Here is a 22,733-nt window from a genome sequence, read left to right as displayed (position 1 = left end):
TATTTTTAAAGAACGGGATGGAGGTTTACAATGGAAAGCCCAAAATATAAACGTGTCGTTTTAAAACTAAGTGGTGAAGCGTTAGCTGGTGATCAAGGCTTCGGGATTAATCCAGCGGTCATTCAATCGATTGCCCAGCAAGTGAAAGAAGTAGCTGAACTTGGAGTCGAAGTGGCTGTCGTTGTTGGCGGCGGAAACATTTGGCGCGGAAAAGTTGGCAGCGAAATGGGGATGGATCGTGCCACGGCGGATTATATGGGCATGTTAGCAACGGTGATGAACTCGCTCGCCCTACAAGATAGCTTAGAGCAACTCGGTGTACAAACGCGGGTACAAACGTCTATCGAAATGCGTCAAGTGGCAGAGCCGTACATCCGCAGAAGAGCTATTCGTCATTTAGAGAAGAAACGTGTCGTCATTTTTGCGGCAGGTACAGGAAACCCATATTTTTCAACAGATACGACAGCTGCGCTCCGTGCGGCAGAAATTGAAGCGGACGTTATTTTAATGGCGAAAAACAACGTCGACGGCGTATATAGTGCCGATCCGAAAGTCGACAAAAACGCCGTGAAGTATGATGAACTATCTTATTTAGATGTAATCAAACAAGGATTAGGCGTGATGGATTCAACTGCTTCTTCACTATGTATGGATAACGATATTCCACTTATCGTTTTCTCGATTATGGAAGAAGGAAACATTAAACGTGCTGTATTAGGCGAAAACATTGGAACAATTGTAAGGGGGAAATAAGATGCAAGTATTAACGAACGCGAAAGAAAAAATGGATAAAGCTGTACAAGCGTTTTCTCGTGAGCTCGCAACGGTTCGTGCTGGGCGAGCAAATCCTGCCTTGTTAGAGAAAATTACGGTCGATTATTATGGCATGCCAACACCGATTATTCAGTTAGCAGGTATTCAAGTGCCAGAAGCGCGTCTTCTTGTCATTCAGCCGTATGACAAATCGGTATTAAAAGAAATCGAAAAAGCCATTTTAGCATCAGATTTAGGGCTTACACCTTCAAATGACGGTTCAGTCATTCGCATCGCGATTCCACCGCTTACTGAAGAGCGTCGCCGGGAACTTGTGAAGCTTGTGAAAAAATATGCAGAAGAGGCGAAAGTTGCTGTGCGTAACATTCGTCGCGATGCCAATGATGAGTTGAAAAAGTTAGAGAAAAACGGCGAAATTACAGAAGATGAATTGCGTGGTTACACAGAAGACATTCAAAAATTAACAGATGACCACATCGCAAAAATCGATGCGATTACGAAAGACAAAGAGAAAGAAATTATGGAAGTATAAGTCCCTCTATGTTTATAGAGGGTTTTTTGCTATAATTACGAAATAGGGCGCACAGCCTAATCAATAAGGACGAGAGCTGGAGGACACGCGCTAATGTTTGAAAAAATGAAAAGATGGAAAAACAAAGAAGAAGTAAGTTCAAAACAATCCATTTTACAAGGGCTGATTCCGGCGCATGTGGCGATCATTATGGATGGAAATGGACGTTGGGCGAAAAAGCGCGCGTTGCCACGTATGGCTGGACATTACGAAGGGATGCAGACGGTGCGAAAAATTACCCGTTTTGCCAATGAACTAGGCGTGAAAGTGTTAACGCTATACGCATTTTCAACAGAAAATTGGAAAAGACCGAAAACAGAAGTCGATTATTTAATGCAATTGCCTGAGCAATTTTTAAACACATTTTTACCTGAGTTAATCGAGGAAAATGTGCAAGTACGAGTGATGGGACATAAGGATCAACTACCTTTACATACGTTACGTGCAGTTGATAAAGCGATCGAAGAAACGAAACAAAATACAGGGTTAATTTTAAACTTTGCGCTAAACTACGGAAGTCGCGCAGAAATTGTACATGCGGTACAAAAGCTCGTTACTGATATTCAAAGCGGAACGATTGAGGTAAACGATGTCGATGAGCAGTTGTTTCATTCATACTTAATGACAAATGATTTGCCTGACCCCGATTTACTCATTCGTACGAGCGGAGAAATTCGGCTAAGTAATTTTATGCTTTGGCAATTAGCCTATACAGAGTTTTGGTTTACAGATGTATTATGGCCAGACTTTACGGAACAACATTTTTTGCAGGCGGTACATGCATTTCAGCAAAGAAGTCGTCGATTTGGAGGCGTATGATATTATATGAAACAAAGAATCGTAACAGCGATTATTGCAGCTTCAATCTTTTTACCTATTGTCATATATGGCCGATGGCCATTTCTCATTTTAACGTATGTGTTAGCTACATTTGGTTTATTTGAGCTCATTCGTATGAAACGTATATCGCTTTTTTCGTTTCCGAGCGTCGTCAGTTTTCTCGTTTTATGGCTCTTTTTATATCCATATGAACATATGATAAACATATGGATGCTCATCATCGGGCTTTTATTGTTGCTTATTTATACGGTCATATCCAAAAATGCATTTACGTTCGATGATGCAGGGTTTATGATTGCTTCTTTGTTATATGTAGGCGTTGGTTTTTATTCCTTTTTGCAAGTGCGAGAAGCAGGATTGTCCTATATTTTTTATGCCCTATTTTTAATTTGGGCAACGGATAGCGGGGCGTATTTTATCGGTCGGGCGTTTGGGAAGCGCAAATTATGGGAGCATATTAGTCCGAATAAAACGGTAGAAGGTGCGATAGGCGGTGTGTTATGTGCACTTCTTGTTGTGAGCGTTTATGAGTGGCTATCACCGTTTGCTCCGTCTTTTCTCCTATTACTTATTGCAACCGTTATTTTATCTATTTTCGGGCAGCTCGGCGATCTAGTTGAATCCGCGTTTAAACGTCACTATGGGGTAAAAGATTCAGGAGCGATTTTACCGGGGCACGGCGGCATTTTAGATCGCTTCGATAGCTTGCTGTTTATTTTACCGATTTTATATTTGTTTTACCTCATTGTGTGAAAAGGAGTGAACAGTTTGCGAACAATTAGTTTATTAGGTGCGACAGGTTCGATCGGGATGCAAACGCTCGATGTCATTCGTACCCATCGTGATGCGTTCCGTCTCGTTGCCTTTTCGGCGGGGCGAAACATTGAACAGGCCCGAATGATTATTGACCAATTTTCACCGAAAATTGTATGTGTCGCTCAAAAAGAAGATGCTGACATGTTACAGCGTGAATATATTGGGCGTGTGCGCATCGTTTTCGGTGAAGACGGGTTGATTGAGGTGGCGACGGTCGAAGAAGCGGACATTGTCGTTAATGCGGTTGTAGGAAGCGTCGGACTAGTGCCTACGTTAAAAGCGATAGAGGCGGGAAAAACGATTGCATTAGCGAACAAAGAAACATTAGTTACTGCGGGCCATCTCGTCATGAAACATGCCGCCGATTATGGTGTGTCGATTTTGCCTGTAGATAGTGAACATTCCGCGATTTTTCAATGTTTACAAGGAGAGAAACAAAAAAACGTCGAATGTATTATTTTGACCGCATCCGGAGGTAGCTTCCGCGACCGTACGCGTGATCAGTTGCAACATGTCACCGTTGAAGAAGCGCTCAAACACCCGAATTGGTCGATGGGGGCAAAAATTACGATCGATTCTGCGACGATGATGAACAAAGGACTTGAGGTCATTGAGGCACATTGGTTGTTTCATTTACCATATGAGAAAATTCACGTACTCTTACATAAAGAAAGCATTATTCATTCGATGGTACAGTTTCATGACGGAAGCGTTATAGCTCAACTTGGAACACCAGATATGCGCGTGCCCATTCAATATGCATTAACGTATCCAGATCGCTTTCCGCTCCATATCGAGCGGCTAAACTTAGCAGAAGTGGCCACGTTACATTTTCAAAAAGTGGACATGAACCGCTTTCGTTGTTTACAATTTGCTTATGAAGCAGGAAAAATAGGCGGGACGATGCCGACCGTATTAAACGCTGCAAATGAAGAAGCAGTGGCCGCCTTTTTAGCTGGGAAAATATCGTTTTTAGCGATTGAGCAATGCATTGAGCAGGCGATGGAATGGCATGAACCAATTGCTCACCCGGATCTCGATACGATTCGGACAGTTGATCGCGAGACGCGACAATTTGTAAAATCACTACACATATAAAAGGTGGTTGAAACGTTGGAAACGGTTATTGCTTTTATTGTCATTTTTGGTGCGCTTGTGTTTTTTCATGAGTTAGGTCACTTCATTTTCGCTAAGCGAGCAGGTATTTTATGCCGTGAGTTTGCGATTGGATTCGGTCCAAAAGTATTTTCGATGAAAAAAGGGGAAACGACGTATACGATTCGCTTACTTCCACTCGGTGGTTTCGTCCGCATGGCCGGTGAAGATCCGGAGATGATTGACGTCAAGCGCGGACAAGTAGTTGGGTTATTATTCCATTCGGACGGCAAAGTGAAAAAAGTCATCGTCAATCATAAAGATGAATACCCAGATGCAAAAATGATTGAAGTAGAACGTGCTGACTTCGAACATGAGTTGTACATTGAAGGGTACGACGATGATCGCTTACAACGTTTTGAATTAAGTGACCCAGCGTATTTTGTCATTGACAGAGAGGAAGTGCAAATTGCGCCGCACGATCGTCAATTTGGTTCTAAAACGCTCGGACAGCGCGCGATGGCCATTTTCGCCGGTCCGTTAATGAACTTTATTTTAGCGTTCGTCATTTTCATTCTTATTGGGCTGTTGCAAGGCTACCCTGTTGACAAGCCGATCATTGGCGAGCTAACCGAGGACGGTGCAGCACGTGAAGCTGGACTAAAACAAGGGGATGTTGTCATTTCGATTGATGGACAGTCCATGTCTTCGTGGACGGATGTTGTCACAATCATTCGGAAAAGTCCAGAAAAACCGCTTCAATTTCAAGTCAATCGCAACGGCGAAATGATCGATCTCACCGTCACACCGGAAAAGAAAACGATCGAAGGAGAAACAATTGGACTGATTGGCGTGTATGGACCGATGGAAAAATCGGTTGTTGGTGCTATCAAGCAAGGCGCGCTAGAAACGTACTATTGGACAAAAGAAATTATTGTTGGTTTAGGTCATTTGCTGACGGGAAAATTTTCGTTCGATATGTTATCTGGGCCGGTTGGTATTGCGGTTTCGACGCATAAAGTCGCTCAATCAGGAGTGTATTACTTAATGAAATGGGGAGCGATTTTAAGCATCAACTTAGGGATTATCAACTTACTTCCGCTTCCAGCGCTCGATGGCGGTCGTTTAACGTTTTTTGCGGTTGAAGCGTTGCGTGGAAAGCCGATCGATCGCCAAAAAGAAGGCATTGTGCATTTTATTGGCTTCGCTCTTCTCATGTTGCTCATGCTCGTTGTGACATGGAACGATATTCAAAAATTTTTCCTATAATAAATTGATGAAGTAAGAGGTGCAAGAGATGAAACAAAGTATGTCATTTATCCCTACATTACGTGAAGTACCAGCAGATGCGGAAATTAAAAGCCATCAGCTATTGCTCCGCGCCGGCTTCATTCGTCAAAATGCAAGTGGAGTGTATAGCTTTTTACCACTTGGCAAACGCGTGTTGCAAAAAATCGAAGCGATCATTCGGGAAGAGATGGAGCGCGCAGGTGCTATTGAACTACTCATGCCAGCGCTCCAACAAGCAGAACTATGGCAAGAATCAGGCCGTTGGTATTCATACGGACCGGAATTGATGCGTTTAAAAGATCGCCACGATCGCGATTTCGCGCTTGGAGCAACACATGAAGAAGTCATTACGGCGCTCGTTCGTGATGAAGTGAAGTCATATAAACGTTTGCCGCTGACGCTTTATCAAATTCAAACGAAGTTTCGCGACGAAAAGCGTCCGCGCTTCGGTTTGCTTCGCGGTCGTGAATTTATTATGAAAGACGCGTATTCCTTTCATGCTTCACACGAAAGTTTAGATGAAGTGTACAATAAAATGTACGAAGCGTATGCAAACGTCTTCCGTCGTTGCGGATTAAATTTCCGTGCAGTCATCGCCGATTCTGGTGCGATGGGCGGAAAAGATACGCATGAATTTATGGTTTTATCTGATGTTGGAGAAGATACGATTGCATACTCAGATTCCTCTGATTATGCTGCGAACATTGAAATGGCACCGGTGATTACAACGTATGAGCGAAGCGATGAGCCGCATGCACCGCTCGAAAAAGTGCATACGCCAGAGCAACGCTCAATTGAAGAAGTAAGCCAGTTTCTTCAAGTGCCAAAAGAAAAATGTATCAAGTCATTGCTATTTAAAGTAGACGATCGTTATGTGCTCGTTCTCGTTCGCGGCGATCATGAGGTTAACGATGTGAAAGTAAAAAATATATTAGAAGCAACAGTTGTTGAATTAGCCACGCCAGATGAAACGAAACAAGTAATGAACTGCGAAGTTGGTTCCCTTGGTCCAATTGGCGTTCGTGACGATGTGCTCGTTTTAGCCGATCATGCGGTGAAAGCAATAGTTAACGGTGTATGTGGAGCGAATGAAGCCCACTATCATTACAAAGGGGTCAATCCAGATCGTGACTTCGCTGCCCAATATGCCGATGTTCGCTTTATTCAAGAAGGAGACCCATCGCCAGACGGAAAAGGAACGATTCGTTTTGCGCGCGGAATCGAAGTCGGACACGTATTTAAACTTGGAAAGCGTTATAGTGAAGCGATGAATGCAACGTATTTAGACGAAAATGGGCGCACGCAACCGATGATTATGGGATGCTATGGCATTGGTGTATCTCGCACACTTGCAGCTATTGCAGAGCAATATAATGATGAGCATGGGCTCATTTGGCCAACAGCAGTTGCTCCGTTCCATGTTCATCTCATTTCTGTCAATCCAAAAGTGGACGAGCAACGGGAACTAGCAGATGAATGGTATGTACGTCTACAGCAAGAAGGATTTGAAGTGTTGTACGATGATCGCGCAGAACGTCCAGGAGTAAAATTTGCCGATAGCGATTTAATTGGCTTGCCTGTGCGTGTAACGGTTGGAAAGCGTGCAAGTGAAGGAATCGTTGAAGTAAAAGTGCGCAAAACAGGTGAAACAGAAGAAGTGCACGTGTCGCAATTAATTGAAACATTGCGCCGTTACTTGTAGACGACAGAGAGGGGAGTCCCTCTCTTTCTGTCGTCTATCACCCCCGAACGGTATATATAAAAGAAAGGGAGGTGTACCGTTACATCTTTTTGTAACGAACAACAATGAAAGAAGAACAAAAAGAACGATTTTCTATTTTATTACAACAATTGCAGCTTTCTTCTTCTCATATCGCAAACGGTTTGGCGCATGGCCGCATTGAAAAAGTCGTTGTCGACAAACGGACAACATGTTGGCATTTTTATTTTCGCTTTCCTGCCATTTTGCAACCGCACGTATATGCTGAATTTCGTAAGCGATTAATTGAACAATTTCGCCATATTGCCCATGTGCAATGCACAGTTGAAGCGGAGGATCAAACGTTCACCGCTGAAGATGTCGTAGCGTATTGGCCGATTTTTGTTGAGACGATTCAACAAAGCTCACCTCTTCTTTCACTACTTGCGCAGCAGCAACCAGCAGTAAAAGGAACGAAAGTAACTGTACAAGCGCGCAATGAGGCAGAAGCGATTGCTTTAAAAAAACGATTTGCACAATTGTTTGCTGAGACGTACATTTCGTTTGGCTTTCCGCATTTGCAATTAGAAGCTGACGTGAAGCACGATGAACAGCAGTTTGAACAATTTTTAGCTCAAAAACAAAAAGAAGATGAGGAGCGCGCCTTAGCCGCGTTTATGGACGCGATGCCGAAACAAGAAGAAAACCACGAGAATGAAGAAAGCGGTCCGCTTGTAATCGGTTACCATATTAAAGACGAGGAACAAATTCGCCCTCTCGACCAAATTGTAGAGGAAGAACGACGTGTCGTCGTGCAAGGGTACGTTTTCGATGTAGAAGCAAAAGAGTTGAAAAGTGGAAGAACGTTATTGACGTTGAAAATGACCGACTATACAAACTCCATTCTCGTGAAAATGTTTTCGCGCGATAAAGAAGATGCAGAATTGATGCAACGTGTAAAAAAAGGAATGTGGGTGAAAGTGCGCGGCAGCGTGCAAAACGATACGTTTGTACGCGATCTTGTGCTCATTGCGAACGACTTAAATGAAGTGAAACCAAATGAACGTCAAGATACGGCGGAAGAAAAGCGTGTCGAACTGCATGTTCATACACAGATGAGTCAAATGGATGCTGTCGCCTCTATCACAAAGCTTGTTGAACAAGCAAAAAAATGGGGGCATGAGGCGATCGCTGTAACGGATCATGCCGTTGTTCAGTCGTTTCCTGAAGCATATAGTGCGGGAAAAAAATATGGTGTGAAGATTTTATATGGGTTAGAGGCAAATATCGTCGATGATGGTGTACCGATCGCCTACAATGAAGCTCACCGCCGCCTTATGGATGATACGTTTGTCGTATTTGACGTGGAAACGACAGGGCTTTCCGCTGTATATGATACAATTATTGAATTAGCCGCGGTAAAAGTAAAAAACGGAGAAATTATTGACCGTTTCGAGTCGTTTGCTAACCCGCATCATCCGCTTTCTGCAACGACCATTGAATTAACGAAAATTACGGATGATATGTTAAAAGACGCACCGGACGTCGAAGAAGTGTTAGAGAAATTTTATCATTGGATAGAAGACTGTGTGCTCGTTGCCCATAATGCAACGTTTGATATTGGCTTTTTAAATGCAGGATTTAAAAAGATTCATCGAGGTAAAGTAACAAATCCAGTTATTGATACACTTGAACTTGCTCGCTATTTATATCCAGAGTTAAAAAACCATCGTTTAAATACGCTTTGTAAAAAATTTAACATTGAACTAACTCAACACCATCGCGCCATTTATGACGCAGAAGCGACAGGGTATTTGCTCATTCATTTATTGAAGGAGCTTGCTGAAAAAGGAATTACTCATCACGATCAGCTAAATGCGGCATCAAAAGAACAAGGTGCTTTTCAGCGATCTCGCCCGTTTCATGCGACATTGCTCGTGCAAAATGAAGTCGGCTTAAAAAACTTATTTAAACTCGTCTCATTTTCACACGTTCATTATTTTTACCGTGTTCCGCGTATCCCGCGATCCGTATTACAGCAACATCGGGAAGGTATTTTAGTCGGTTCAGGATGCGACAAAGGTGAATTGTTTGAGGCGATGATGCAAAAAGGAATGGAAGAAGCAGAAAAAATTGCTCCGTTCTATGACTTTCTTGAAGTGCATCCACCGGAAGTGTACGCTCCGCTCATTGAGATGGAGTATGTGCGCGACGAAGCGGCGTTAAAAGAAATTATTACAAATATTGTGCAGCTTGGTGAAAGACTTGGCATTCCGGTTGTGGCGACAGGAAACGTACATTACGTGAACAAAGAGGATAAAATTTATCGCAAAATTTTAATTCATTCACAATCGGGCGGTAATCCGTTAAATCGACATGAATTGCCGAACGTTCATTTCCGAACGACAAACGAGATGTTAGAGGCGTTTTCGTTCCTTGGTGAACAAAAAGCAAAAGAAATTGTTGTCACAAATACAAACAAGATCGCCCATCTTATCGGGGAAGTGAAACCGATTAAAGATGAGCTGTACACACCAAAAATCGAGGGAGCAGACGAAGAAATTCGCCGAATGAGTTATGAGCGTGCAAAAAGCATTTACGGTGATCCGCTGCCAGACATTGTTGAAAAACGATTAGAGAAAGAGTTAAAGAGCATTATCGGTCACGGATTTGCAGTCATTTATTTAATTTCTCATAAACTCGTAAAAAAATCGCTTGATGACGGCTATCTTGTCGGCTCACGCGGCTCGGTCGGCTCATCGTTTGTCGCGACGATGACGGAAATTACGGAAGTGAATCCACTTCCACCCCACTATGTTTGTCCAAACTGCAAGCATTCCGAGTTTTTTGATGACGGCTCGGTCGGTTCTGGATTTGATTTACCGGATAAAGACTGCCCGAAATGTGGCACACGGTACAATAAAGATGGCCACGACATCCCTTTCGAAACGTTTTTAGGGTTTAAAGGGGACAAAGTGCCAGATATCGATTTGAACTTCTCAGGTGAGTATCAACCGCGAGCGCATAACTATACGAAAGTGTTATTCGGTGAGGATAACGTATATCGCGCAGGAACGATTGGCACCGTAGCTGACAAAACAGCGTACGGGTTTGTGAAAGGGTATATAAACGATCATAACCTTCATGTGCGGGGAGCGGAAATTGATCGGTTAGCGGCAGGATGTACAGGAGTCAAACGGACGACAGGACAACATCCAGGCGGAATTATCGTCGTTCCAGATTATATGGACATTTATGATTTTACACCGATCCAATATCCAGCTGATGATACGAGTGCGGAGTGGCGTACGACCCATTTTGATTTCCATTCCATTCACGATAACTTATTAAAGTTAGATATTCTCGGACACGATGATCCAACGGTCATTCGCATGCTGCAAGATTTAAGCGGAATTGATCCGAAAACGATTCCGACTGACGATCCAGAAGTAATGAAAATTTTTAGTAGTACGGAATCGCTCGGAGTGACACCCGAACAAATTATGTGCAACACGGGTACGCTAGGAATTCCGGAGTTCGGTACACGTTTCGTTCGCCAAATGTTGGAAGAAACAAAACCGAAAACATTTTCGGAGCTTGTGCAAATTTCTGGTTTATCGCACGGGACAGACGTTTGGCTCGGCAACGCCCAGGAGCTCATCCAGAGCGGAACGTGTACGCTATCCGAAGTGATCGGATGTCGCGACGACATTATGGTATATTTAATTTACCGTGGTTTAGAGCCGTCGCTAGCATTTAAAATTATGGAATCAGTGCGGAAAGGGAAAGGATTAACGCCGGAGTTTGAAGAGGAAATGCGCAAGCACGATGTGCCGGAATGGTACATCGAATCGTGCAAAAAAATTAAATATATGTTCCCGAAAGCCCATGCGGCTGCTTACGTGTTAATGGCGGTGCGCATCGCGTATTTTAAAGTGCACCATCCGCTTCTTTACTATGCATCATATTTTACTGTGCGGGCAGAAGATTTTGATTTAGACGCGATGATTCAAGGCTCTGCTGCGATTCGTAAACGTATTGAAGAAATTCAAGCGAAAGGGCTTGATGCTTCCGCAAAAGAAAAGAACTTATTAACGGTGCTTGAAATTGCCCTCGAAATGTGTGAACGAGGATTTTCATTCAAAAATATCGACTTGTATCGTTCACAAGCAACAGAGTTTATTATTGACGGAAATTCGCTCATTCCGCCATTTAATGCGATTCCAGGATTAGGGACGAACGTTGCGCTTAGCATCGTGCGCGCACGGGAAGAAGGCGAATTTTTATCGAAAGAAGATTTACAGCAACGCGGAAAAGTATCAAAAACGATTTTAGAATATCTCGAAAGTCGAGGCTGTTTGCAGTCGTTACCAGATCAAAACCAATTGTCGCTCTTTTAAATGAGTTGCAATTTTTTTGCCAATATGTTATAGTTCTAGTGGAAATGGTAAAGATAATGTACAAAAAGAGTGGGGAAACCCACTCTTTCGTATTGATTCGAGATTCCTTGCCGTTGCAAGGGATTTTCTTGCAGTTAGGAGGACCAAGATGAAAAAAGTGACGCACATTGTTGAAGAGCTCGTCACCCCGATTTTGACAGAGATCGGATTAGAGCTTGTCGACATTGAATATGTGAAAGAGGGAAAGAACTGGTTTTTACGCGTCTTTATTGATTCACCGACTGGAATTGATATTGATCAATGCGGTGTCGTCAGCGAACGATTAAGCGAAAAGTTAGATGAAGTCGACCCGATTCCGCACAATTATTTTTTAGAAGTATCGTCACCGGGCGCTGAACGTCCGCTGAAAAAAGCAAGAGATTTCGAACGTGCCGTCGGGAAACATGTTTATATGAAAACGTATGAACCAATTGATGGCCAAAAAGAGTTCGAAGGGTTGCTAGCCGCATTTGATGGTCATACGGTGACAGTGGAAGTGAAAGTAAAAACAAAGAAAAAAATGGTGACGATTCCATACGAAAAAGTAGCTAGCGCACGGCTGGCTGTCATTTTCTCTTAATTCACATAAAGGGGGACGACCGGTTCATGAATACAGAATTGTTAGATGCCTTAACGGCGCTTGAGCGCGATAAAGGCATTAGTAAAGAAGTGTTAATTGAAGCGATTGAGGCGGCGATTGTGTCCGCTTATAAACGTAACTTTAATCAAGCGCAAAACGTGCGTGTTGACTTTAATCAAGAAACGGGAACGATTCGCGTATTTGCACGCAAAGAAGTAGTAGATGAAGTGTACGATTCCCGTTTAGAAATTTCACTCGATGAAGCGAAGCGAATCAATCCAAATTATCAAGTGGGCGACGTCGTTGAAATTGAGGTGACGCCGAAAAACTTCGGACGTATTGCTGCTCAAACAGCGAAACAAGTAGTGACACAACGCGTTCGTGAAGCGGAGCGCGGCGTCATTTATGCCGAGTTTATTGATCGCGAAGAAGATATTATGACAGGTATTGTACAGCGAACGGATTCGAAATTTATTTATGTGAGCCTCGGTAAAATTGAGGCGCTTCTTCCGCTCAGCGAACAAATGCCGAACGAAACTTATAAGCCGCATGATCGCATTAAAGTATACATTACAAAAGTAGAAAAAACGACAAAAGGTCCACAAATTTACGTATCGCGCACGCATCCAGGATTACTTAAGCGATTGTTTGAGTTAGAAGTACCAGAAATTTATGATGGGACGGTAGAAATTAAGTCTGTGGCGCGTGAAGCAGGAGATCGTTCAAAAATTTCTGTTCATTCTGATAACCCTGAAGTCGATCCGGTTGGCGCGTGTGTCGGACCAAAAGGTCAGCGGGTACAAGCGATTGTAAACGAATTAAAAGGTGAAAAAATCGACATTGTTCGTTGGTCGGCAGATCCGGTTGAATTTGTAGCTAATGCGCTAAGTCCGTCAAAGGTGCTTGATGTCATCGTCAATGAAGAAGAAAAAGCAACGACGGTCATCGTGCCGGATTATCAATTATCTCTTGCGATCGGAAAGCGCGGACAGAATGCGCGTTTAGCAGCTAAATTAACAAATTGGAAAATTGATATTAAAAGCCAGTCTGAAGCGGAGCAGCTAGGTATTTACCCTCGTTCTTCATCATCGTTCCAAGTTGACGAAGAGGAGATTAGTGAGGTGGAGTAACATGCCGAAAAAAATTCCGATGCGCAAATGTGTTGTCACAGGGGAAATGAAGCCAAAGAAGGAGCTGATCCGCATCGTCCGCTCGAAAGAAGGCGATGTGTCGATTGATCCGACAGGAAAAAAAGCAGGACGCGGTGCGTATATCACGTTAAGCAAAGAGTGCATTTTGCTTGCGAAAAAGAAAAATACGCTCGCGCATCATTTAAAGACAACGATTGATGATTCAATTTACGAACAGCTAATACAGCTTGCTGAGAAGGAGAACGGAGAAACAAATGCATGATAAACCGTGGGCTTCTTTTCTCGGATTAGCGAATCGGGCGCGCAAAATTGTTTCGGGAGAAGAACTTGTCGTAAAAGAAATTCAGCGTAAGCGCGCGAAGCTTGTCATTTTATCGGAAGATGCATCAGAAAACACAAGGAAGAAAATTTCCGATAAATGTGCGTTTTACCGCGTTCCGCTTTGCTATGTAGACAATCGCTATGAATTAGGTGGGGCGATTGGAAAAGGAGCACGAGTCGTTGTGGCGATTACGGATGAAGGATTCGCACAAAAGCTCAAAACGATGCTCTAACATTTTGGGGGTGAATGTATGTCAAAAATGCGTGTATACGAATATGCCAAAAAACATAATGTGTCCAGTAAAGATGTGATCCATAAATTAAAAGAAATGAATATTGACGTATCAAACCATATGACGATGATTGAAGCCGATGTTGTTGAAAAGTTAGATCGTTCATTTAAACTAGTACAAAAGCAAGAGCTAAAACAAGAAACGATAAAGGAAGAGAAGAAGCAACCAGCAAAAAAACCTGTTTTAGAACAGTTTGAAGAAGATGACGATACAGTCATTCAAAAGAAAGTGCCAATTAAAAAAGCAGTAGTAAAAAATCGCGAAGGGAAAAAACACGACTTGCAAATCCAACAAAAAGAAAAGAAAATTTTCAATAACAAAAAAAATAAAAAACAAAAGCCTCAGCCAGCTCCACAGCCAGAAGTGCAAAAGAAAAAGGAAAAAGAGCTTCCGAAAAAAGTGACGTTCGAAGGTTCATTAACGGTCGCCGAACTAGCGAAAAAATTAGGGAAACAGCCGTCAGAAATTATTAAAAAGCTATTTCTGCTCGGCATTCCAGCGACAATTAACCAAGACTTAGACAAAGATGCGATCGAGTTAATTTGCTCCGATTACGGTGTGGAAGTAGAAGAAAAAGTAACGATCGATGAAACAGAATTCGAAACGATTGAAATCGTCGACAATCCAGAAGATTTAGTTGAACGTCCGCCAGTCGTAACGATCATGGGGCACGTTGACCACGGAAAAACAACGTTGCTTGATTCGATTCGCCACACGAAAGTAACAGAACAAGAGGCGGGCGGCATTACGCAACATATCGGTGCGTACCAAGTCGTTGTCAACGGCAAAAAAATTACGTTTTTAGATACACCTGGTCACGAAGCATTTACAACAATGCGCGCACGTGGAGCGCAAGTGACGGACATTGTCATTCTCGTCGTCGCAGCGGATGATGGGGTCATGCCACAAACCGTTGAAGCGATTAACCATGCGAAAGCGGCAAACGTTCCAATTATCGTGGCAGTCAATAAAATCGATAAGCCAACAGCAAATCCAGATCGCGTCATGCAAGAGTTAATGGAGTATGAGCTCGTTCCGGAAGAATGGGGTGGCGATACAATTTATTGTAAACTATCCGCTCTAACAGGCGAAGGAATTGACAATTTACTTGAAATGATTTTGCTTGTTAGCGAAATGGAAGAATTAAAAGCAAATCCAAGCCGCCGTGCGACAGGAACAGTGATCGAAGCGAAATTAGATAAAGGACGCGGTCCAGTGGCGACGCTTCTCGTACAATCAGGTACGTTGCGCGTCGGCGATCCAATCGTCGTCGGTTATACGTACGGACGTGTACGAGCGATGACGAATGACCTCGGTCGTCGCGTCAAAGAGGCGGGTCCGTCTACACCGGTTGAAATTACAGGGCTAAACGAAGTGCCGCAAGCAGGCGATCGTTTTATGGTGTTTGAAGATGAGAAAAAAGCTCGTCAAATTGGTGAAGCACGTGCACAAAAACAAATTGTGCAACAGCGAAGTGCGAAAGCGCGCGTCAGCTTAGATGACTTATTTGAAAAAATTAAGCAAGGCGAAATGAAAGAGCTCAACATCATCGTGAAAGCGGATGTACAAGGTTCCGTTGAAGCGCTCGTCGCTGCGTTACAAAAAATTGAAGTCGAAGGTGTGCGCGTTAAAATCATTCACTCTGGCGTGGGCGCAGTGACAGAATACGACATTATGCTTGCATCGGCATCGAACGCCATTGTGATTGGTTTTAACGTTCGCCCAGATGCAAATGCGAAACGTGTGGCGGAAGCGGAAAAAGTGGACATTCGTCTCCATCGCATCATTTATAAAGTGATTGAAGAAATTGAAGCGGCGATGAAAGGAATGCTCGATCCGGAGTATGAAGAAAAAGTCATCGGTCAAGCAGAAGTTCGACAAACGTTTAAAGTATCGAAAGTTGGTACGATCGCTGGTTGTTATGTGACAGATGGAAAAATTACGCGCGACAGCAGCGTTCGTCTCATTCGTCAAGGCATTGTCGTGTATGAAGGGCAAATTGACACACTAAAACGTTACAAAGACGATGTAAAAGAAGTTGCCCAAGGATACGAATGCGGCGTCACGATTAAAAACTTTAATGATATTAAAGAAGGCGACGTCATTGAAGCTTATGTTATGCAAGAAGTTGAGCGGAAATGATCGGATACGTCGAATGCGAATGCATCATTTACGACGTCCAATCATTAAAAGAAAAACGAGCCGTGTTGCAACGTGTTGTCACACGGCTTAAACAAAAATATAATATATCCGTAGCCGAAGTCGATTATCAAAACGTATGGCAACGAACGAAGCTTGGAATCGTAGCCATTACAGCTGAGCGAACCGCAACGGAACAAGAATTGCACCGGGCGCTACAATTTATTGATTCGTTTCCAGAAATTGAGCGAACGGTTACGACATTTGAGTGGTTTTAATTGAGGTGATGATCATGAGTTTGCGAGCCACACGTGTAGGCGAACAAATGAAAAAAGAATTAAGCGATATTATTGGGCGCAAACTGAAAGACCCGCGCATCGGTTTTGTTACTGTTACAGATGTTCGGGTGACAGGCGATTTGCAGCAGGCGAAAGTATATATTTCTGTTCTTGGTGATGAAGAGCAAAAGAAAAATACGTTAAAAGGATTAGCGAAAGCCACAGGCTTCATCCGTTCGGAAATTGGGCAACGTATTCGTTTGCGCAAAACGCCAGAAATTTACTTTGAAATTGATGAAACGATCGATTACGGACAACGAATCGAAAGTTTAATTAAACAAATTTCCGAAGAAAAAGAACATAAAGAAGAATAATGGATAGACGTGCGTCTATCCATTTCCGCTATTTTTAGAGGTGAAGCGATGGACGGAGTGTTATTGTTACATAAACCTGCTGGCGTGACGTCACATGATTGTGTCATGCGCATTCGTAAGTTATTCCAAACAAAAAAAGTTGGTCATACAGGAACGCTCGATCCTGACGTGTCGGGCGTATTGCCGATTTGCATTGGAAAAGCGACAAAAATTGTTGAGCTATTAACGGCGGAGCGAAAAACGTATGAAGGGGAAGCGACGTTAGGCATCGCGACGACAACAGAAGATGCATCGGGTGATGTCGTCTGCATGAAGCAGATCGAACGTCCCATCTTCCGCCGTGACATTGAACGTGTATTTGCTCAGCTCACGGGGGAAATTGAACAAGTGCCACCGATGTATTCAGCGGTAAAAGTGAATGGTAAAAAGTTATACGAATATGCCCGTGCTGGCATGGAAGTAGAGCGCCCGAAACGGATGGTGTACATTCACGAGCTGCAGCTGCTCGACGAACGAACCGTTTTTACGGGAGAGCGCATTTCTTTTCGCTTTCGGGTTACATGCAGCAAAGGGACGTACGTACGTACGCTCGCCGTTCAAATGGGTGAAAAGCTCGGTTACCCAGCGCACATGTCGCATCTCGTTCGCACGGCATCTGGGGCATTCACACTTGAACAATGTGTGACGTTTGAACAAATTGAACGTCATATAGAAGAAGGAAATGTTCATGCGTTATTATGGCCGATTGAACGTGCGTTAGCGCATATGCCGACATATGTAGTAAATACGGAAGAAGAGAAAAAAGTAAAAAACGGTGCGCTTCTTCTTGCTCCATCTTCTATGCCTGAACGTATGTTAATGTTGAATGCATGTGGGGAAGCGTTAGCGATTTATATGCCTCATCCGACGAAGCGAAGTTATATGAAACCTTTAAAAGTATTGTAGGTGAAAACGATGAAAACCATTTGGCTGTCTCATCCGTTACATAAAAAAAACGATCATCCGCTCGTTATGGCGCTCGGTTATTTTGACGGTGTTCATCTAGGACATCAAAAAGTGATCGAAACGGCGAAGCAAATAGCTGACCGTCACGAATATAAAAGCGCCGTCATGACGTTTCATCCGCATCCGTCTGTTGTGCTCGGACGCTCACAGCAACATGTTCGTTTCATTACGCCGTTAAAAGAAAAAGAGCGACAAATCGCAAAACTTGGTGTGGATTATTTATACGTCGTTGAATTTACCGCTGAATTTGCTCATTTGTTACCACAACAGTTTGTAGATGAATACATCATCGGACTTGGCGTAAAGCATGTTGTGGCAGGTTTTGATTTTACGTACGGTCGTCTCGGAAAAGGAACGATGGAAACGTTGCCGTTTCATTCCCGTGAACAATTTACCCAAACAGTCATTCCGAAACAAACGTTTGGTGAAGAAAAAATTAGTTCGACATACATTCGGCAACGATTGGCTCAAGGAGATGTCGAGCAATTGCCGCATCTGCTTGGAAGATGGTATAAAGTTACAGGTACAGTCGTTCACGGAGACAAACGTGGGCGGACGATCGGATTTCCAACGGCCAATATTGCACTTGACGATGACTACATTATCCCACGCATCGGCGTATATGCGGTAACGGTCACGATTGATGAAAAAACGTGGGAAGGCGTATGCAATGTCGGATATAAACCGACGTTTCAAGTACGACGGGACGAACCAACGATTGAAGTACATTTGTTTAATTTTTCGACAGACATTTATGGAGCAAATGTGTCTATCCAATGGCATAAACGATTGCGTGATGAACGAGCATTTTCTTCTGTTCATGAACTTGTGGAACAAATTCATCGCGATGCCCAAGCTGCACGCGAATATTTTCAAAATCCCCTTGCATTTTATCGGAAAAACATGTATTCTATTTAGTGTATGTTAACCATTGCTGGGCAATACGAGTCACCGGCGTTTGCTCGGTAATTGGGGTTGAAAAAAGAGGAGGTGAACAAGGATGGCATTAACACAAGAGCGTAAAAACGAGATCATCAACCAGTTCAAAATTCACGAAACTGACACAGGTTCTCCAGAAGTACAAGTTGCTATCCTTACTGAGCAAATTAACAACTTGAACGAACATTTACGCGTTCATCGCAAAGACCATCATTCTCGTCGCGGTCTTTTAAAAATGGTTGGTCGTCGTCGTAACTTACTTACGTACTTACGTAACAAAGATGTCAACCGTTATCGTGAATTGATTAACAAACTCGGATTACGCCGATAAGTAAAAAGCGGGAGCATTCCCGCTTTTTATTAGTATTTGCACCGATATTTGATTATACTAAAACAAACGTAACTTTTGATTTGTACATAGAGAGGGGTACTCGGTTTATATGGAACATGAAAAACATGTGTTTTCGATCGACTGGGCAGGTCGACCGTTAACCGTTGAAATCGGTGAATTAGCGAAACAAGCAAACGGTGCGGTATTAGTACGGTACGGGGATACGGTCGTATTAAGTACAGCAACAGCATCGAAAGAGCCAAAAAGTGTTGACTTTTTTCCTTTAACAGTCAACTATGAAGAACGTTTATATGCTGTCGGTAAAATTCCAGGGGGATTCATTAAACGTGAAGGACGTCCGAGCGAAAAAGCGATTTTAGCTAGTCGCTTAATCGACCGCCCGATTCGTCCGCTATTTGCTGAAGGGTTTCGTAACGAAGTGCAAGTCGTCAGCATGGTCATGAGCGTCGATCAAGATTGCTCGCCAGAAATGGCCGCTATGTTCGGTTCTTCGCTTGCGTTAACTGTTTCTGATATTCCGTTTGAAGGACCGATCGCAGGAGTAACAGTTGGTCGTGTCGATGGAGAATTTGTCATTAATCCGTCGGTTGCTCAAATGGAACGAAGCGATATGCACCTTGTTGTAGCAGGGACGAAAGATGCGATTAACATGGTTGAAGCAGGGGCGAATGAAGTACCTGAGGAAGTGATGCTTGAAGCAATCATGTTTGGTCATGAGGAAATTAAGCGGTTAATCGCATTTCAAGAAGACATTGCAGCAAAAGTCGGTAAAGAAAAGATGGAAGTCGTTCTTTATGAGCTCGATGCCCAACTTGAAGCAGACATTCGCGCTCGTGTCGAGGGCGAAATCAAACGGGCTGTACAAGTGCCTGAAAAATTAGCACGTGAAGCAGCGATTGAACAATTAAAAGCCGATGTTGTTGCTGCGTATGAGGAACAAGAAGCAGATGAAGAGACAATAAAGCAAGTAAAAGAGATTGTATATAAACTTGTCAAAGAAGAAGTGCGCCGTTTAATTACGGAAGAGAAAGTGCGCCCAGACGGACGAAAAGTAGATGAAATACGTCCACTCTCCTCAGCGGTTGGACTTTTACCACGCACGCACGGATCCGGCTTATTTACGCGCGGTCAAACACAAGCACTTAGCGTATGTACGCTCGGCGCACTTGGTGATGTGCAAATTTTAGATGGGCTCGGCATTGAAGAGACAAAACGATTTATGCACCATTACAACTTCCCGCCATTTTCAGTTGGGGAAACAGGAGCGATGCGCGGACCGGGGCGCCGTGAAATTGGACATGGAGCGCTTGGTGAGCGTGCGCTTGAACCGGTTATCCCATCTGAAAAAGAGTTTCCATACACAATCCGTCTTGTATCCGAAGTGCTAGAATCAAACGGTTCAACATCTCAAGCGAGCATTTGCGCAAGCACGTTGGCAATGATGGATGCTGGTGTACCGATTAAAGCTCCAGTTGCTGGAATTGCTATGGGTCTTGTGAAAAAGGGAGAGCACTATACAATTTTGACGGATATTCAAGGGATGGAAGACCATTTAGGCGATATGGATTTTAAAGTGGCTGGAACGGAAAAAGGCGTCACCGCTTTGCAAATGGATATTAAAATTAAAGGTTTATCGCGTGAGATTTTAGAGGAAGCGTTGCAGCAAGCACGCAAAGGTCGCCTTGAAATTTTAAAACATATGATGCAAACGATCAGCGAGCCACGCAAAGAACTATCAAAATATGCGCCAAAAATTTTAACGATGCAAATTAATCCAGATAAAATTCGCGACGTCATCGGTCCGAGCGGCAAACAAATTAACAAGATTATTGAGGAGACTGGCGTAAAAATTGATATTGAACAAGATGGTACAATTTTTATTTCGTCTGTGAACGAAGAAATGAACCAAAAGGCGAAAAAGATCATTGAAGATATCGTTCGTGAAGTGGAAGTAGGACAAGTATATCTAGGGAAAGTCAAACGAATTGAAAAATTCGGAGCGTTTGTCGAATTGTTTAGCGGAAAAGATGGTCTTGTCCACATTTCGGAACTAGCGGAGGAGCGGGTAGGAAAAGTGGAAGATGTCGTTTCCATCGGCGATGAAATTTTAGTGAAAGTGACGGAAATCGATAAACAAGGCCGCGTAAACTTATCGCGTAAAGCCGTATTGCGCGATCAAAAAGAAGTAGAGCAATAAAAATGGAGCCTTGGGTTCGCCTCCCCTTGGCTTCTTTGCTGTGTGTAAAATTTTTTTGCGCTCGTTCTACCTTGTCCTTTTTATACATACCCTCTTTATTAGAAAAGGAGGGAACAAAGCGTGCAGCGAGCGATTTTTTTAGCGATCATCGTATGTGTGGCGTCCATCGTTGTGCAAAATCCGTGGACGACAACATATATTTATGAATTACGGCATATAGCAGCGACGAAACAAAGCGATCCGTTATATATTCAAATTGTGGAACGTGCAAAACAATATAGCATTCCGGCACAAAATGCGAAAGTCGATCGTGTTTGGAAGGCCATTCCAGGATACAACGGACTAGAAGTAGATGTTGAGGCATCGTATGAACAAATGAAACGAAGCGGAACATTTTCCGAGCAACAGCTCGTGTATAAACAAGTATCACCTACCGTTCATTTGCCTGATTTGCCACCATCTCCTATTTATCGGGGACATCCAGATAAACCGATGGTCTCCTTTTTAATTAATGTTGCTTGGGGAAGTGAACATATCCCGGACATGCTACGTATTCTTGAAAAATACAGCGTTCGAGCAACGTTTTTTTTAGAAGGGCGCTGGGTGAAAGAGAATCCACAACTTGTAAAAATGATTGTAGATGCAGGACATGAAATAGGCAATCATTCCTATAACCATCCGGATTTAAAAATGATGAGTAAACAAGCGATTCGAGAACAAATGGTTAAAACAAACGATGCGATTGAAGCGGTGACAGGAATCAAGCCACGGTTTTTCGCACCGCCAAGCGGGAGTTATCGTGACGATGTTGTTCATATTGCCCATGAACTCGGGATGTATACCATTTTGTGGACAGTTGATACAATTGATTGGCAAAAACCGTCCCCATCTGTTATAGTGGAACGAGTAACATCGAAAGTGCATAATGGGGCGATGATTTTAATGCACCCGACTGTATCAACAGTGAAAGCGTTAGAGCCGTTAATTCAATCGTTACAAAAACAAGAATATGAAATTGACAATGTGTCTACATTATTGAGTGAGGAAAGAATTGTAAAAAGTAGGAGGAAGGGAATTGATTAAAACATATACGTGTCAAAACGGGGTAAGAGTTGTACTCGAACATATTCCAACGGTAAGATCAGTAGCCATCGGAATTTGGATCGGCACCGGATCACGCAATGAAAATGAACAAAACAATGGGATTTCACACTTTCTTGAACATATGTTTTTCAAGGGGACGAAGACACGTTCAGCGCGCGATATTGCGGAATCGTTTGACCGTATAGGCGGTCAAGTCAATGCTTTTACATCAAAAGAATATACGTGCTATTATGCCAAAGTATTAGATACGCACGCATCGTTTGCTTTAGATATATTAGCGGATATGTTTTTCCACTCTACGTTTGTAGATGATGAGTTACAAAAGGAAAAAAATGTTGTATTCGAAGAAATTAAAATGTACGAAGATACACCGGATGATCTCGTTCATGACTTATTGAGCAAAGCGAGTTACGGTAATCACCCGCTCGGTTATCCGATTTTAGGAACGGAGCAAACGTTAGCGACATTTACAGGTG

At 43.1% G+C, this 22,733-nt stretch carries 21 protein-coding genes; all 21 read left to right on the top strand.

Annotated features, from left to right (window positions below; genetic code table 11):
* The first annotated feature begins 30 nt into the window (after positions 1-30).
* The gene (gene pyrH / locus V7Z64_RS00105; RefSeq protein ID WP_297989798.1) at positions 31-753 is read left to right on the top strand and encodes a UMP kinase; all 723 of its coding nucleotides are present in this window, start codon (positions 31-33) and stop codon (positions 751-753) included.
* 1 nt (position 754) lies between these two features.
* Positions 755-1,306 (top strand): ribosome recycling factor, encoded by a 552-nt coding sequence (gene frr / locus V7Z64_RS00100; protein WP_297989797.1) that lies wholly within the window; start codon positions 755-757, stop codon positions 1,304-1,306.
* Positions 1,307-1,399: 93 nt separating this feature from the next.
* Complete coding sequence (locus V7Z64_RS00095) at positions 1,400-2,164, top strand: isoprenyl transferase (protein ID WP_297989795.1); 765 nt, start codon at positions 1,400-1,402, stop codon at positions 2,162-2,164.
* A gap of 6 nt (positions 2,165-2,170) precedes the next feature.
* Positions 2,171-2,938, top strand: coding sequence for a phosphatidate cytidylyltransferase (locus V7Z64_RS00090; protein ID WP_297989793.1), 768 nt, complete (start codon positions 2,171-2,173; stop codon positions 2,936-2,938).
* 15 nt (positions 2,939-2,953) lie between these two features.
* Positions 2,954-4,099: a 1-deoxy-D-xylulose-5-phosphate reductoisomerase gene (gene dxr, locus V7Z64_RS00085; RefSeq protein WP_297989791.1), complete on the top strand. Its 1,146-nt coding sequence runs from the start codon at positions 2,954-2,956 to the stop codon at positions 4,097-4,099.
* 15 nt (positions 4,100-4,114) lie between these two features.
* Positions 4,115-5,365, top strand: a complete 1,251-nt coding sequence (gene rseP / locus V7Z64_RS00080) for an RIP metalloprotease RseP (RefSeq protein WP_297989789.1) — start codon at positions 4,115-4,117, stop codon at positions 5,363-5,365.
* Between the two features lie 28 nt (positions 5,366-5,393).
* The gene (locus V7Z64_RS00075; RefSeq protein ID WP_297989787.1) at positions 5,394-7,088 is read left to right on the top strand and encodes a proline--tRNA ligase; all 1,695 of its coding nucleotides are present in this window, start codon (positions 5,394-5,396) and stop codon (positions 7,086-7,088) included.
* Between the two features lie 104 nt (positions 7,089-7,192).
* Positions 7,193-11,485 carry a PolC-type DNA polymerase III gene (locus V7Z64_RS00070; protein WP_297989786.1) on the top strand — a complete coding sequence of 1,431 codons (4,293 nt, stop codon included), beginning with the start codon at positions 7,193-7,195 and terminating at the stop codon, positions 11,483-11,485.
* Positions 11,486-11,633: 148 nt separating this feature from the next.
* On the top strand, positions 11,634-12,104 hold the full coding sequence (gene rimP / locus V7Z64_RS00065; RefSeq protein WP_297989784.1) for a ribosome maturation factor RimP: 471 nt from the start codon (positions 11,634-11,636) through the stop codon (positions 12,102-12,104).
* A 26-nt stretch (positions 12,105-12,130) separates the two neighbouring features.
* Entirely contained in the window at positions 12,131-13,234 is a 1,104-nt protein-coding gene (gene nusA, locus V7Z64_RS00060; RefSeq protein ID WP_297989782.1) for a transcription termination factor NusA, read from the top strand.
* Between the two features lies 1 nt (position 13,235).
* Positions 13,236-13,517 carry an RNase P modulator RnpM gene (rnpM, locus tag V7Z64_RS00055; protein WP_297989780.1) on the top strand — a complete coding sequence of 94 codons (282 nt, stop codon included), beginning with the start codon at positions 13,236-13,238 and terminating at the stop codon, positions 13,515-13,517.
* A complete protein-coding gene (locus V7Z64_RS00050; protein WP_297989778.1) occupies positions 13,510-13,809 on the top strand; it encodes a YlxQ family RNA-binding protein in 300 nt (99 codons plus the stop codon). Before rnpM ends, V7Z64_RS00050 begins: the two co-directional genes overlap by 8 nt.
* Positions 13,810-13,827: 18 nt before the next feature.
* Positions 13,828-16,011, top strand: coding sequence for a translation initiation factor IF-2 (gene infB / locus V7Z64_RS00045; RefSeq protein ID WP_297989777.1), 2,184 nt, complete (start codon positions 13,828-13,830; stop codon positions 16,009-16,011).
* Complete coding sequence (locus V7Z64_RS00040; protein ID WP_003394815.1) at positions 16,008-16,286, top strand: DUF503 domain-containing protein; 279 nt, start codon at positions 16,008-16,010, stop codon at positions 16,284-16,286. Before infB ends, V7Z64_RS00040 begins: the two co-directional genes overlap by 4 nt.
* 14 nt (positions 16,287-16,300) lie before the next feature.
* Positions 16,301-16,660: a 30S ribosome-binding factor RbfA gene (gene rbfA, locus V7Z64_RS00035; protein WP_003394813.1), complete on the top strand. Its 360-nt coding sequence runs from the start codon at positions 16,301-16,303 to the stop codon at positions 16,658-16,660.
* A gap of 48 nt (positions 16,661-16,708) precedes the next feature.
* Positions 16,709-17,605, top strand: coding sequence for a tRNA pseudouridine(55) synthase TruB (gene truB / locus V7Z64_RS00030; protein ID WP_297989773.1), 897 nt, complete (start codon positions 16,709-16,711; stop codon positions 17,603-17,605).
* 9 nt (positions 17,606-17,614) lie between these two features.
* Positions 17,615-18,583 carry a bifunctional riboflavin kinase/FAD synthetase gene (gene ribF, locus V7Z64_RS00025; RefSeq protein WP_297989770.1) on the top strand — a complete coding sequence of 323 codons (969 nt, stop codon included), beginning with the start codon at positions 17,615-17,617 and terminating at the stop codon, positions 18,581-18,583.
* A gap of 82 nt (positions 18,584-18,665) precedes the next feature.
* On the top strand, positions 18,666-18,935 hold the full coding sequence (gene rpsO, locus V7Z64_RS00020) for a 30S ribosomal protein S15 (protein ID WP_091699953.1): 270 nt from the start codon (positions 18,666-18,668) through the stop codon (positions 18,933-18,935).
* A 109-nt stretch (positions 18,936-19,044) separates the two neighbouring features.
* A complete protein-coding gene (gene pnp, locus V7Z64_RS00015) occupies positions 19,045-21,153 on the top strand; it encodes a polyribonucleotide nucleotidyltransferase (protein ID WP_297989766.1) in 2,109 nt (702 codons plus the stop codon).
* A 120-nt stretch (positions 21,154-21,273) separates the two neighbouring features.
* A complete protein-coding gene (locus tag V7Z64_RS00010) occupies positions 21,274-22,236 on the top strand; it encodes a polysaccharide deacetylase family protein (RefSeq protein ID WP_442884989.1) in 963 nt (320 codons plus the stop codon).
* Positions 22,229-22,733, top strand: a 505-nt coding sequence (locus tag V7Z64_RS00005) for a M16 family metallopeptidase (protein ID WP_334107599.1), incomplete at its 3' end; no start/stop codon positions are given. The genes V7Z64_RS00010 and V7Z64_RS00005, both read left to right, overlap by 8 nt.

This window comes from Anoxybacillus sp. (assembly GCF_036834105.1).
Lineage (GTDB): Bacteria > Bacillota > Bacilli > Bacillales > Anoxybacillaceae > Anoxybacillus.
The sequence above is the reverse complement of the archived record's forward strand: the minus strand, read 5'-3'. Positions and strand labels throughout refer to the sequence as shown.